The following is a 13,281-nucleotide window of genomic DNA, read 5'->3' on the forward strand; positions in this document are numbered from 1 at the left end:
CGTGTGGAGCAATCGACGGAGTCTGGGATTATGGCCCCGACGATGACGTCGCCCCTAGGTCAGGGCCGAGTACGACTAACCCGCACATACAAGGAGCGGTCAGATGCCCATCGCATCCCCTGAGATCTACAACGAGATGCTCGACCGGGCGAAGGCAGGCAAGTTCGCCTACCCCGCGATCAATGTGACCTCGACGCAGACTCTGCACGCCGCCCTCCGCGGCTTCGCCGAGGCGGAGAGCGACGGCATCGTCCAGATCTCCACCGGTGGTGCCGAGTTCCTGGGTGGCCAGTACAGCAAGGACATGGTGACCGGTGCGGTCGGTCTCGCCGAGTTCGCGCATGTGGTCGCCGAGAAGTACCCGGTGAACATCGCCCTCCACACCGACCACTGCCCGAAGGACAAGCTGGACGGCTATGTCCGGCCGCTGCTCAAGATCTCCCAGGAGCGCGTCGCCAACGGTCAGAACCCGCTGTTCCAGTCCCACATGTGGGACGGCTCCGCCGAGACGCTCGAGGACAACCTCCGCATCGCGCGGGAGCTGCTCGCCGAGGCGGTCAAGGCGAAGATCATCCTCGAGGTCGAGATCACCCCGACCGGTGGCGAGGAGGACGGCGTCACCCACGAGATCAACGACAAGCTGTACACGACGGTCGACGACGCCCTGCGCACCGCCGAGGCCATCGGCCTGGGCGACAAGGGCCGCTACCTGCTGGCCGCCTCGTTCGGCAACGTCCACGGCGTCTACAAGCCGGGCAATGTGGTCCTCCGCCCGGAGCTGCTGCGTGAGCTCCAGGACGGTGTCGCCGCGAAGTACGGCAAGCAGGACCCGTTCTTCTTCGTCTTCCACGGCGGCTCCGGCTCCACGGAGGAGGAGATCCACACCGCGCTGGAGAACGGTGTGGTGAAGATGAACCTCGACACCGACACCCAGTACGCCTTCACCCGCCCGATCGCGGACCACATGTTCCGCAACTACGACGGGGTGCTGAAGGTCGACGGCGAGGTCGGCAACAAGAAGCAGTACGACCCGCGGAGCTGGGGCAAGCTGGCCGAGAAGGGGATGTCGGAGCGGGTCACCGCGGCCTGTTCGCACCTTCGGTCCACGGGGACGAAGCTGAAGTAGTCCGTTCTCCGGCTCGCTCTCACGGGCCCGGCGCTCGCCTTGCGGCGAGTTGCCGGGCCCGTTTGCGTTCCGGGGCTGGCCCTGCCGGGCCGGCCCGAGGCATGATCCGGGTATGGCAGGTGTGCGGCTCTCCGTGCCGGCCGGGCGGTGGCTGGTGTTCACCACCGTGCTGGGTTCCGCCATGGCCCTGCTCGACAGCACCGTCGTCAATGTCGCCCTGCCGCGCATCGGGCTCGACCTGGGTGCCGATCTCCCCGTACTGCAGTGGACCGTCAACGCCTACATGCTCACCCTGGCCGGGCTGATCCTGCTCGGCGGGGCGCTCGGGGACCGGTTCGGGCGGCGGCGGGTGTTCGTCACCGGGGTGGTGTGGTTCTCGCTGGCCTCGCTGGTGTGCGGGCTGGCGCCGAACGCCGGGGTGCTCATCGCCGCGCGGGCGCTGCAGGGCATCGGCGGGGCGCTGCTCACCCCCGGGTCGCTGGCGCTGATCCAGTCGGTGATCCACCACGACGACCGGGCGCGGGCGATCGGACTGTGGTCCGGCTTCGGCGGGATCGGGGCGGCCATCGGGCCGTTCCTCGGCGGCTGGCTGGTGGACGGGCCCGGCTGGCGCTGGGTGTTCTTCATCAATGTGCCGCTGGCCGCGGTGTGTGTGCCGGTCGCTTTGCGCCATGTACCGGAGACCAGCAATCCGCGGGCGCACGGCCGGTTCGACGTCCTCGGTGCCCTGCTGGGGGCGACGACCCTCGGCCTGATCACCTATGCGCTGATCGCCGCGCCGCAGAAGGGCGCCTCGCCCGCCGTGGTGGTCCCGGCCGTCGCCGGGCTGGCGCTGGGGGTGATCTTCGTCCTCGTGGAGCGCAGGCGGCGCGAGCCGATGCTGCCGCTCGCCATCTTCTCCTCCCACCAGTTCAGCGCCGTCAACGCGGTGACCCTGTGCGTCTACGCGGCCTTCGGCGGCTTCTTCTTCCTCGCGGTGCTCGACCTTCAGGTGGTCGTGGGCTACTCCGCGCTCGCCGCCGGTACCGCGCTGCTGCCCACGACCACGCTGATGCTGCTGCTGTCGGCCCGTTCGGGAGAGCTGGGCAAGCGCATCGGCCCGCGGATCCCGCTGACCGTGGGTCCGCTGCTGTGCGCGGCGGGGATGCTGCTGATGACCCGGGCCGGGGTGGGGGCGGTCTACTGGCGGGACATCCTGCCCGCGCTGCTGGTGCTGGGCATGGGCATGGTGGTGGTGGTCGCCCCGCTCACCGCGACCGTCCTGGCCTCGGTGGAGGTCGCCCGCGCGGGCCTGGCCAGCGGCGTCAACAACGCGGCGGCCCGCGCGGCGGGCCTGATCGCGGTGGCGGCGCTGCCGCTGCTCGCGGGGATGGGCCCGGAGGCGTACCGGTCGGCGGACGCGTTCGGGGACACCTTCCGGCGGGCGATGCCGATCTGTGCCGGGGTGCTGGTGCTGGGGGCGATCCTCGCCTGGCGCACGGTGCGCTCGGACGCCCTGGAGCAGGTGGGCGAGGAGGTGGGGGCGCAGGCCGAGGCGGGTGCGCCGGCGGGGGCCGAGGCCGCGGCGCGCGCGGAGCCAGGCGAGGGCGCCGTACGGCCGGAGGGGCTGGTGTGCCACCCTGAGTGCGCGTACCACTGCGGCGTGGCGGCGCCGCCCCTGGACCCGGGCGACCTGTCCGCGCCGCCGCCCCTGGACCCGGACGGGAGACGCTCCGGCACCTGACCCCCGCCCTCTTCACCCGTCTTCGCGCCGGACGCGCCCCGGACCCGCCCCTCGATCTGCGGACCACGTGGCCTGAGCGTGTCGGGTGGGGCCCCGGACCAGGCAGACTGGAACCCATGGCCATTCACGAGAACCTGCTCGGGGGACCGCCCCCGACCCATCTGCCCGACGACCCGGAGCCACGGGAGCTGCTCGCCTCCGGGGCGGCCCCGTCCGAGGTCGCCGCGAAGTACCCGGCCTCCTCGCTCGCCTGGGCCCAGCTCGCCGACGAGGCGTTCGAGGACGGCCGGGTGGTCGAGTCCTACGCGTACGCCCGCACCGGCTACCACCGTGGACTCGACGCCCTGCGCCGCAGCGGCTGGAAGGGCCACGGTCCCGTGCCCTTCGAGCATGAGCCCAACCGTGGCTTCCTGCGCGCCCTGCACGCGCTCGCGCGCGCCGCGCAGTCCATCGGCGAGCAGGAGGAGTACGAGCGCTGCGCGACCTTCCTGCGCGAGAGCTCCCCGACCGCGGCGGACACGCTCTCCTGAGGCGTAACGAGACGTAACCAGACGTACCGGGCCTGTGGGGTGTCGTACGCCCCACGGGCCCCTTCCGTGCTTGCCGATCGTCCGTGCGGCGCGGATGATGCGGTGCGGGGCCCCTTCGGCTGTGGGCCCCGAGGGGACCGGGGCTCCGAGACCGAAAGGATGGGGCGGACCGCTACCCGGTAGCGAGCAGTACTCAGGAGATGCGATGTCGCAGCAACCTGTCCCTGACCACGCCGCCCCGGCCCAGGCCACCCCAGGCGGGACCCCTCGAGGCCGGACCGCCCCAGGCGGGACCACGCCGAGCGGGGCCGCCCCCGGCCGGACCGCTCCGAGCGGGACCACATCAGGCCGGACCGCACCGGGCGGGGCCGAACTCGAGGCCCCCCATCTGGACTTCGACGGCACCACTCCGTACGAGGACTACGTCCAGGCGTCCGTGCTCACCCACCTCCAGCGCCCCCTCTCCGACGACCCCGGCGAGATGGTGTTCCTGGTGACCACCCAGGTCATGGAGCTGTGGTTCACCGTCATCGTCCATGAGTGGCACACCGCCGCGCAGGCGCTGCGCGAGGACGATCTGCCCACGACGATGGCCGCGCTCCAGCGCTCGGCCTACGAGCTGGAGTCGCTCAACGCCTCCTGGAAGCCGCTGGCCCATCTCACCCCCGGCCAGTTCAACGCGTACCGCTCCGCGCTCGGCGAAGGCTCCGGCTTCCAGTCGGCGATGTACCGGCGGTTGGAGTTCCTGCTCGGTGAGAAGTCCGCGTCCATGCTCGTCCCGCACCGGGGCGCGCCGCGGGTCCACGCCGAGCTGGAGAAGGCGCTGACCGAGCCCAGCCTCTACGACGAGGTGCTGCGCTATCTCGCCCGCCGCGGCCTCGCCGTCCCGGCCGCCGTGCTGGACCGCGATCCCGCCCTGCGCTATGAACCCGATCCGGGGGTGGAGCGGGTCTGGGAGGAGATCTACTCCGGCCCGCGCGAGGATGAGCTGGTCAGGCTGGGCGAGGCGCTCACCGAGGTCGCCGAGCTGGTGTGGCGCTGGCGCAACGACCACCTGGTGGCGACCCGGCGGGCGATGGGCGCCAAGACCGGCACCGGCGGCTCGGCCGGGGTCGCCTGGCTGGAGAAGCGCGCGGGCAAGACGGTCTTCCCCGAGCTGTGGACGGCGCGCAGCCATGTCTGACGCGACGATCCCCACGGAGTCGGCGGGCGCCGCGCCGACTGGTGCCGAGTCCGGGCCGACTGGTGCGGAGTCCGCGCCGACCAGTGCCGAGTCCTGGGCGGCCGAGCCCCGTCCGCCCCGGTCCGCGCTGAGCGACGAGGCCACCACACTCGACGCGGCCGACCGGCTGCGCGCCAAGCGCGACGCCTTCACCCTCGACGACGTGATCTACCTCGACGGCAACTCGCTGGGCGCGCTGCCGCGCGCCGTCCCGCACCGGCTGGCCGAGGTGGTCGCCCGCGAATGGGGCGAGCTGCGCATCCGCTCCTGGGAGGAGAGCGGCTGGTGGACCGCGCCGGAGCGGATCGGTGACCGCGTCGGCCGGCTCGTCGGCGCCGCCCCCGGCCAGGTCGTGGTGGGCGACTCGACGAGCGTGAACGTCTTCAAGGCGGTCGTCGCGGCCGTACGGATCGCCCAGGCGCGCGGCGCCCACCGCGATCAGATCCTGGTCGACGAGACCACCTTCCCCACCGACGGCTATATCGCCGAGTCCGCCGCCCGGATGACCGGCTGCACCCTGCGGCCGGTCGCGGCGGGCGACATGCCCACCGCCGTGGGCGCGCGCACCGCCGCCGCGCTGGTCAACCACGTGGACTACCGCACCGGGCGCCTCCACGACCTGCCCGGGACCACGGCCGCCGTGCACGCGGCGGGCGGGCTCGTCGTGTGGGACCTGTGCCACAGCGCGGGCGCCCTGCCGGTCGGGCTGGACGACCACGGGGTCGACCTCGCGGTCGGCTGCACGTACAAGTACCTCAACGGCGGGCCCGGCGCGCCCGCGTATCTGTACGTCGCCCGCGCGCATCAGCCCCGCTTCGACTCGCCGCTGCCCGGCTGGAACTCCCATGCCGACCCCTTCGGCATGGCCTCCGCCTACACTCCGGCCGACGGCTCGGCCCGCGGCCGCGTCGGCACCCCGGACATCCTCTCGATGCTGGCCCTGGAAGCCGCCCTCGAGGTGTGGGACGACGTGACGATCGAGGACGTCAGGGCCAAGAGCCTGGCCCTGACGGACTTCTTCCTCCGCTGCGTCGAGGACTATGTCCCGACCGGCCGCGTGCAGTCCCTCACCCCCGCCGCACACGCCGAGCGCGGCAGCCAGGTGGCGCTGCGGTGCGCGGACGCGGGGGAGGTGATGGCGGAGCTGACGCGGCGCGGTGTCGTGGGCGACTTCCGCCGCCCCGATGTGCTGCGCTTCGGCTTCACCCCGCTCTACACGGGCTTCGCCGAGGTGGAGCGGGCGGCGCGGGTGCTGGCCGACGTACTGGCGAAGGAGGGCTGACCGATGGGCGGGGCAGCGGCCGAGGAGACGTCGGTCCTGGGGCTCACACCCGTGGCTCCGGACCGGTCCGCCGCGTACGGCGAACACCCGGACCAGGTGGCGGACTTCTACCTTCCGTCCAGGCCGCGCGGGGCCGCCCGCCCCGCCCCGCTGGTCCTCCTCTTCCACGGCGGCGCCTGGCGCGCCCCCTACGACCGCCGCCATGTGTCCCCCTTCGCCGCCTTCCTGGCGGGGCGGGGGCTCGCGGTGGCGTCGGTCGAATACCGCCGCGGCGGGGCGGAACCGGCACGGGCGGGGCGGTGGCCGGAGACGTTCGACGACATCGCGGCCGCGGTGGATACGGTGCCGGGCCTCGCCCGGGAACTCGGGCTTCCCGGGGTCGACCCGGACCGCGTGGTGCTCACCGGGCACTCCGCGGGCGGGCACGCCGTGCTGTGGGCGGCGGCCCGGCATCGGCTGCCGTCCGGCACTCCCTGGCATCTGCCCTCCCCCTCCCCGCTCCGCGGTGTCGTCGCCCTCGCCCCCATCGCGGACCTCGCCACGGCCCGTGCGCTGGACGTGTGCTCCGGCGCCGTCGGCGAACTCCTCGGTGAACTCCGTGGCGACGGCGATGAACTGACGGCCCGGCTCGCCCTCGCCGACCCCGCCGCACTGCTGCCCACCGCGATCCCCACCACCATCGTGCAGGGCGGCACCGACATCGACGTGCCACCGGCGGTCGCGGACGCCTTCACGGCGGCCGCGACCCGCGCCGGACAGGACGTACGGCTGGTCAGGACGGAGGGCGGACACTTCCCGCCCATCGACCCCACCACGCCCGTCGCCCACACCGTCGCGGACGAGATCGCCCATGTGGCCGGGGCAGGCCCGGCAGGGTAGTTGGGGCGCCCGACCGCAGCGCCCCCGACCGCAGTGCCCCCGACCGTGCGGCACCGCGGCGCACTTGGCGCGTGCCGGCGGCCCGCACCCGGCCACGCGACCCGCGGCGAACCCGGCGCCCAGACGGTGTCCGACGGACCTTGAGGAGATACGCGGCCCCGCCGCGTGGCGGGGCTCCGCCCAGCCCCTGGTTACCGAAAAGGGGCGGGGTGGGGAAAGCCCGCTGGACACCCTGTAGCGCCGCAGCGCACCCGGCCACGCCACCGCAGGGCGCGCCCCGCCGCGTAGTACTTGAGTCGGACGCCGCACAATCCACATTCCCGGGGACGACGGCGCTGGCTCGGCTCTCTACCGTGGACGGCGTGACCCAGACGATTCCGCGGACCGAACTCCGCACCATCCGCCGGGCGTTCTCCCATCTGCGGAAGGACTTGATCACCGGCGCCTTCGCCCTCCGCCCGGTGCCGCCGCTGGCCGCCACGCATCCGCTGGTGCGGTACATGCCCCGGACGGTGCGGCCGTACGCGCCGTGGTTGCCGCGGGCCGCGATCGCGGTCTTGGTCTTCTACCTCATGGCCGTGGCGGGCGAGACCGAGGGCGTAGGGCTGGCCCTGCTCAGCGGTGTGCCGCTGTCGCTGGCGCTTTACCGGCCGATCGGCGCCTGGTGGCTGTCGTTCGCGGCGAGCCTCGTCTGGAGCCTGGGCGTCGCCGACACCTACGGGGGGAGCATGTGGCCCTGGCCGGCGCCCCTCTTCGCGTCGCACATCGTGGTGATGGTGATCGTCGCGACCCAGAACCGCCCGCGGGTGGCCGGGCGGATGCTGATGCTCACGGCCGGGTTCGGGCTCGCCTGTGAGCTCGGCATCAACGCGCGGCCCACGAACGCCTTCCCCATGGTGGTCGCCTCGTGCGTCATCGTGGGCGCCGTCGTCGCCCGGCGCAGTCTGCGCGAGACCAAGCAGCAGGTCGCCGTGCAGCAGTCGGCCACCTACGAGGAGCGCTCCCGCCGCACCCTGCTGGAGGAGCGCGCGACCATCGCCCGCGAATTGCACGATGTCGTCGCGCACCACATGTCCGTGATCGCCATCCAGGCGGAGGCGGCGCCCTACCGGGTGGCGAACCCGCCCGAGGAGCTGGCCACCAGCTTCGCGACCATCCGCGAGAACGCGGTCGCCGCGCTCACCGAACTCCGCCGCCTCCTCGGCGTCGTCCGCGCCGACGACCCCGATGCCTACGCCGACGCCGACCCCGAGGCGCCCCAGCCGACCCTCGCCACGCTCGACACGCTCTTCGCGGGCGTCCGGGCGGCGGGGCTGACCGTCGAGCACGTCATCACCGGCGCCGTACGTCCGCTGCCCTCCGGTGTGGAGCTGTCGGCCTACCGGATCGTCCAGGAGGCGCTGTCCAACGCGCTGCGCCACGCCCCCGGATCCACCGCCCGCGTCGAGATCGCGTACGTCCTCGGCGGTCTGGGCCTGCGGGTCGTCAACGGCCCGCCCACCCAGCCCGTACGCCCCTCGCCGGGCATGGGCCACGGGCTGCTCGGGATGCGGGAGCGCGTGGCGATGCTGAACGGGGAGATGACGGCGGGAGCGGTGGAGGAGGACGGCGGCTACGAGGTCGCGGCCTTCATCCCGGCCGCCGCGGTCCCCGAGGCGGAGACCTCCGCTCCGGACGCCGCGACGCCCCCGCGGCAGGGGCCCGCCCCGGAAGCAGGGACGATGAAGCCATGACGACCGATGTCACCGCTCCCATCCGCGTGCTGATCGCCGACGACCAGGTGATGGTCCGCGAGGGCTTCTCCGTGCTGCTGAACGCCCAGCCCGATATCGAGGTCGTCGGCGAGGCGGTCGACGGGCGCCAGGCCATCGCCCAGGTCGTCGCCCTGCGCCCCGACGTCGTTCTGATGGACATCCGGATGCCGGAGGTCAACGGCCTCGAGGCCACCCGGGAGATCGTCGCGGCGGACGCGGACGCCAAGGTGCTCGTCCTGACCACCTTCGACCTGGACGAATACGTCTACCAGGCGTTGCGCTCCGGAGCGAGTGGCTTCCTGCTCAAGGACGCCTCCGCCCGTCAGCTCGGCGATGCGGTACGTGTCGTCGCGGCGGGCGAGGCGCTGCTCGCGCCGACCATCACCAAGCGTCTGATCACCACGTTCTCGCGGATCGGGGAGGCCGCCGGGCTCGGCGGCCCGCTTCCCTCTCCGCAGGCGCGGCTGGCCGAGCTGACCGAGCGGGAGAACGAGGTCCTGGTGCTGGTCGCCCAGGGCTGCTCCAACGCCGAGATCGCCGAGCGGCTGATCGTCGCCGAGTCGACGGTGAAGACGCATGTCAGCCGGATCCTGGTGAAGCTGGGGCTGCGCGACCGCACCCAGGCGGCGGTGTTCGCGTACGAGGCCCGCCTGGTCACCCCTGGAGGCTGAGCGGGCGCTGGGAGGGTCCTCGGAGGCTGAGCGTGCCCTGGAGGCCGGGCGGGCCCGGCGGTACCGTCCGGGGATGAGCAGCAGCAGCGCGGAAGCGCCCGCCTTCGACCCGTGGCAGCCGTCGTTCGTCGCGGACCCGTATCCGGCGTACGCCGCGCTGCGCGAGCGCGGCCGCGCGCACTGGTTCGAGCCCTCCCGCCAGTGGCTGATCCCGCGGCACGCGGATGTCAGCGCCCTGCTGCGGGACCGCCGGCTCGGCCGCACCTATCTGCACCGCTTCAGCCATGCGGAGTTCGGCCGCACCGCGCCGCCGCCCGAGCACGAGCCGTTCCACACCCTCAACGACCACGGCATGCTCGATCTCGAACCGCCGGACCACACCCGGCTGCGGCGGCTCGTCTCCAAGGCGTTCACCCCGCGGACCGTCGAGGCGCTGGTGCCGACGATCCGGCGGTTCGCGGACGAACTCGTCGACTCCCTCGTCGCCTCGGGCGGCGGCGATCTCATCGCGGCGGTCGCCGAACCGCTGCCGGTCGCCGTCATCGCCGAGATGCTCGGCATTCCGCAGGCCGACCGCCCCGCGCTGCGGCCCTGGTCGGCGGATATCTGCGGGATGTACGAGCTGGGCCCGAGCGAGGCGACGGCGCGCCGGGCGGTGCGCGCCTCCCTCGAATTCTCCGGCTATCTGCGCGAGTTGATCGACGCGCGCCGTAAGGCCCCGGGGGACGATCTGATCAGCGGGCTCATCGCCGCGCATGACGAGGGCGACCGGCTCACCGAGCAGGAGATGATCTCCACCTGTGTGCTGCTGCTCAACGCGGGCCACGAGGCCACGGTCAACACCACGGGCAATGGCTGGTGGGCGCTGTTCCGCCACCCCGAGCAGCTCGCCCGGCTCCGCGCCGACCCGGACGCGCTGCTGCCCACCGCCGTGGACGAACTCCTGCGCTTCGACACCCCGCTGCAGCTCTTCGAGCGCTGGGTGCTGGAGGACATCGAGATCGACGGCATGGTCATCCCGCGCGGCAGCGAGGTCGCCCTGCTCTTCGGCTCGGCCAACCGCGACCCGGCCCGCTTCGAGCGCCCCGACACCCTCGATCTCTCCCGCGCCGACAACCCCCATGTCAGCTTCGGCGCCGGGATCCACTACTGCCTCGGCGCCCCGCTGGCCCGTCTGGAGCTCGCGGCCTCCTTCGGCGCGCTGCTCCGTAAGGCGCCCGGGATGCGGCTGGTCAAGGAGCCGGAGCCACAGGCGAACTTCGTGATCCGCGGGCTGCGGGAGCTGCTGGTCGAGCTCTGAGCGGACGACGGCGGCCAGCCGGCGGACACGCGGACAGCAGTCGGCGGACACGGCACCCTGCGGATTGCGCAGACGAAAGGGCCCCCGTTGTCCACAGCCTGTGGACAACGGGGGCCGTTGCCGGGGTGTGGCGGGCCGACGGGGGTCAGCCGCCGATGTCACGGCGGCGCAGACCCACCAGTCCTCCGGCGGCGAGAACGACCGAGAGAAGCAGCAGCCACAGGAATGGTGCGGCCGTCACCTCATCGCCCGGCAGCTTCGGCAGATGGCTGAAGGGCGAGGTGTCCATGACGGAATCGGACAGCTCCAGCGCCGGGCCCATCCAGCCCAGGGCGACCACCCAGCCGACGAAGGCCCAGGCCGCGGCCGAATACTTCGGCAACACGCCCACGAGGAAGAGCGTCACGCTGGTGAGCACCCACAGCGCCGGGAGCTGGGCGAGGGCGGCGCCCATACAGCGGCCGAGCTGGTCGGCCAGATCGCCCGCCGCGATGCCGTAGCCCAGGCCGAGCGCCAGACCGCCGATGGCGAGGATGACGACCGGGCCGAGGTAGGCGATGACCAGATGGCTCCCGGCCCAGCGCAGCCGGCCCACGGCGTTGGACAGCAGGGGCTCGGCGCGCTGGTCGGTCTCCTCGCCGCGCAGCCGCAGCACGGAGCTGGCGGTATAGACGGCGAGGATGGTGCCGAGGACGCCGACCATGGCGGCCAGGAACGCGTCGGTGAGCCCCTGGGCGCCGCCCATCCGCTGGATGATGTCGCGGGTCTGGTCGCTGTCGCCGAGGAAGTCGTCGGCACCGTCGGAGATGGATCCGAAGATGGCGCCCGCGAAGACGAAGCCCGCGGCCCAGCCGAGCAGGGCACCGCGCTGCAGCCGCCAGCCGAGGCCGTAGACCCCGTTCAGCAGCGGGCCCGCGGCCGGCGGGCCGGGACGGCTGGCGTAGAAGCTGGCGCCCACGTCGCGACGGCCCGCGAGGGAGTACGCGAGGCTGATCGAGGCCGCGGCGAGCACGGCGATCAGCAGCAGCGGCCACCACCGCTCGCCCCCGTACGGCCGGGCGTACTCGGCCCAGCCCAGCGGCGAGAGCCAGACCAGGACGTGGCCGGAGCCCTTGGTGCCGTCCTCGGCGGCGTCACCCGCCATGCGCAGCACGAAGGCGACGCCGACCGCGGCGGAGCTCAGGCCCCGGGCCAGCCGTGCGTTCTCCGTGAGCTGGGCGGCGACGGCGGCCAGACCGCCGAAGGCCATACCGGACAGGCCGACGGCGAGGCCGAGCGCGAGCGCGCCGGTGCCGCCCTGGCCCGCGAGGCTGCCCGCGATGAGCAGGGTCACCGCGCCGTTGGCGATGCCCACGGCGAGCAGCGCCGAGGTGAGACCGGCGCGGCGGCCGACCATGCCGGCGGAGAGCGCCTCCTGACGGCCGGTCTCCTCCTCCTCACGGGTGTGCCGGATCACGATCAGCAGGCTCATGATCGCGGCGAACACCGTAAGGAAGGCACCCACGCGCCAGACGGTGAGCGCGCCGAGCGAGTCGTCGAAGGCGGCGCCGAACAGGGCCCGGGTCGAGCCGTTCCCGTTCATGTCCTGGACGAGGTCGGCGCGCCGGGCGGGGGTGTCGTACGCGCTCTTCAGACGGCCGACGGTGCTGCTGGCCGTGAGCCCCAGGCACAGCACCCACACCGGCATCATGATCCGGTCGCGCCGCAGCGCGAGCCGCAACAGCGTGCCCGTGCCGGCCAGATCGCGGGCCGATCCGCGGGCGCGGGGAGAGACCCGGGCGTCGGCTACGGCGGTCATCGGACGATCGCCTCGGCTTCCGTGTGCGAGATGTCGTCCTGGTAGTGGCGCAGGAAGAGCTCTTCCAGGGTGGGCGGGGTGGAGATGAGGCTGCGCACCCCGGCCTGGGTGAGCTGGCGCAGCACGGCGTCCATCTTGTCGGTGTCGACCTGGAGCTTGACCTGGCGGCCCTGAATGTCCACGTTGTGCACACCGGGGAGGCCGGACAGGCCGTTCGGCTCTCCGGCGAGCTCGGCGGTCACCGACGTACGGGTCAGATGGCGCAGCTCGGTGAGCGAGCCGGACTCCACCCGCCTGCCCTTGCGGATGATGCTCACTCTCCGGCAGAGCGCCTCGACCTCGCTGAGGATGTGGCTGGAGAGCAGCACCGTACGACCACGGTCGCGCTCCTCGGCGACGCACGCGCGGAAGACCTCCTCCATGAGGGGGTCGAGCCCGGAGGTCGGCTCGTCGAGGATCAGCAGCTCCACTTCGGATGCGAACGCGGCGACCAGGGCGACCTTCTGCCGATTGCCCTTGGAGTACGTACGGCCCTTCTTGGTGGGGTCGAGCTCGAACCGCTCCAGGAGCTCGGCGCGGCGTGCTGAGTCCAGCCCGCCGCGCAGCCGTCCGTAAAGGTCGATGACCTCTCCGCCGCTCAAGTTGCGCCACAGGGTGACGTCCCCGGGGACGTAGGCGATGTGGCGGTGGAGGTCGACCGCGTCGTGCCAGGGGTCCTTGCCGAGCATCTGCACCGCACCGGAGTCGGCGCGGAGCAGACCGAGGAGGACCCGGATGGTGGTGGACTTCCCGGCGCCGTTGGGCCCGAGGAAGCCATGGACCTCACCTGCCTCGACTTCGAGGTCGAGGCCGTCCAACGCGTGGGTCCGGCCGAAGGACTTGTGGAGGCCGGACACGGAGATTGCCGTTTTCATGATTTCGAAGCTACGCTAGTTTCACAAAATTGTGAAGTTAAGGAACCATATAAACTTATGATGATGTGACGAAGAGAGGAGA

General features: G+C 72.6%; 11 protein-coding genes. 9 read left to right on the top strand and 2 right to left on the bottom strand.

Annotated features, from left to right (window positions below):
* The first annotated feature begins 103 nt into the window (after positions 1–103).
* From fbaA to AS97_RS24810, 9 genes are all read left to right on the top strand, one after another.
* Positions 104–1,126: a class II fructose-bisphosphate aldolase gene (gene fbaA, locus AS97_RS24770; RefSeq protein WP_059146513.1), complete on the top strand. Its 1,023-nt coding sequence runs from the start codon at positions 104–106 to the stop codon at positions 1,124–1,126.
* Positions 1,127–1,238: 112 nt separating this feature from the next.
* Entirely contained in the window at positions 1,239–2,849 is a 1,611-nt protein-coding gene (locus AS97_RS24775) for an MFS transporter (protein WP_210565681.1), read from the top strand.
* A gap of 116 nt (positions 2,850–2,965) precedes the next feature.
* Entirely contained in the window at positions 2,966–3,379 is a 414-nt protein-coding gene (locus AS97_RS24780) for a DUF3151 domain-containing protein (protein WP_210565682.1), read from the top strand.
* A gap of 205 nt (positions 3,380–3,584) precedes the next feature.
* Positions 3,585–4,562: a tryptophan 2,3-dioxygenase family protein gene (locus AS97_RS24785; RefSeq protein ID WP_247204481.1), complete on the top strand. Its 978-nt coding sequence runs from the start codon at positions 3,585–3,587 to the stop codon at positions 4,560–4,562.
* Entirely contained in the window at positions 4,555–5,883 is a 1,329-nt protein-coding gene (gene kynU / locus AS97_RS24790) for a kynureninase (protein WP_247204482.1), read from the top strand. The genes AS97_RS24785 and kynU overlap by 8 nt, the downstream gene beginning before the upstream one ends.
* Positions 5,884–5,886: 3 nt before the next feature.
* Positions 5,887–6,762 (top strand): alpha/beta hydrolase, encoded by an 876-nt coding sequence (locus AS97_RS24795; RefSeq protein WP_059146517.1) that lies wholly within the window; start codon positions 5,887–5,889, stop codon positions 6,760–6,762.
* 362 nt (positions 6,763–7,124) lie between these two features.
* Entirely contained in the window at positions 7,125–8,495 is a 1,371-nt protein-coding gene (locus AS97_RS24800) for a histidine kinase (protein WP_185929905.1), read from the top strand.
* On the top strand, positions 8,492–9,187 hold the full coding sequence (locus AS97_RS24805; RefSeq protein WP_086710895.1) for a response regulator transcription factor: 696 nt from the start codon (positions 8,492–8,494) through the stop codon (positions 9,185–9,187). Before AS97_RS24800 ends, AS97_RS24805 begins: the two co-directional genes overlap by 4 nt.
* 73 nt (positions 9,188–9,260) lie before the next feature.
* Positions 9,261–10,487 carry a cytochrome P450 gene (locus tag AS97_RS24810; RefSeq protein WP_210565683.1) on the top strand — a complete coding sequence of 409 codons (1,227 nt, stop codon included), beginning with the start codon at positions 9,261–9,263 and terminating at the stop codon, positions 10,485–10,487.
* A gap of 145 nt (positions 10,488–10,632) precedes the next feature.
* Here AS97_RS24810 and AS97_RS24815 read toward each other — a convergent pair whose 3' ends face one another.
* Together AS97_RS24815 and AS97_RS24820 are read right to left on the bottom strand one after the other, a co-directional pair.
* On the bottom strand, positions 10,633–12,285 hold the full coding sequence (locus AS97_RS24815) for an ABC transporter permease (RefSeq protein ID WP_086710897.1): 1,653 nt from the start codon (positions 12,283–12,285) through the stop codon (positions 10,633–10,635).
* Positions 12,282–13,199, bottom strand: coding sequence for an ABC transporter ATP-binding protein (locus AS97_RS24820; protein WP_059146522.1), 918 nt, complete (start codon positions 13,197–13,199; stop codon positions 12,282–12,284). The genes AS97_RS24815 and AS97_RS24820 overlap by 4 nt, the downstream gene beginning before the upstream one ends.
* Positions 13,200–13,281: the final 82 nt, after the last annotated feature.

Origin of the sequence: Streptomyces sp. AgN23 (assembly GCF_001598115.1) — a bacterium.
GTDB classification, from domain to species: Bacteria; Actinomycetota; Actinomycetes; order Streptomycetales; family Streptomycetaceae; genus Streptomyces; species Streptomyces antimycoticus.

Coding starts and splice junctions, on each gene's coding strand:
- AS97_RS24780 (WP_210565682.1), top strand. CDS start 2,966: ATGGCCATTCACGAGAACCTGCTCGGGGGACCGCCCCCGACCCATCTG.
- fbaA (WP_059146513.1), top strand. CDS start 104: ATGCCCATCGCATCCCCTGAGATCTACAACGAGATGCTCGACCGGGCG.
- AS97_RS24810 (WP_210565683.1), top strand. CDS start 9,261: ATGAGCAGCAGCAGCGCGGAAGCGCCCGCCTTCGACCCGTGGCAGCCG.
- AS97_RS24805 (WP_086710895.1), top strand. CDS start 8,492: ATGACGACCGATGTCACCGCTCCCATCCGCGTGCTGATCGCCGACGAC.
- AS97_RS24795 (WP_059146517.1), top strand. CDS start 5,887: ATGGGCGGGGCAGCGGCCGAGGAGACGTCGGTCCTGGGGCTCACACCC.
- AS97_RS24785 (WP_247204481.1), top strand. CDS start 3,585: ATGTCGCAGCAACCTGTCCCTGACCACGCCGCCCCGGCCCAGGCCACC.
- AS97_RS24775 (WP_210565681.1), top strand. CDS start 1,239: ATGGCAGGTGTGCGGCTCTCCGTGCCGGCCGGGCGGTGGCTGGTGTTC.
- AS97_RS24815 (WP_086710897.1), bottom strand. CDS start 12,285: ATGACCGCCGTAGCCGACGCCCGGGTCTCTCCCCGCGCCCGCGGATCG.
- kynU (WP_247204482.1), top strand. CDS start 4,555: ATGTCTGACGCGACGATCCCCACGGAGTCGGCGGGCGCCGCGCCGACT.
- AS97_RS24820 (WP_059146522.1), bottom strand. CDS start 13,199: ATGAAAACGGCAATCTCCGTGTCCGGCCTCCACAAGTCCTTCGGCCGG.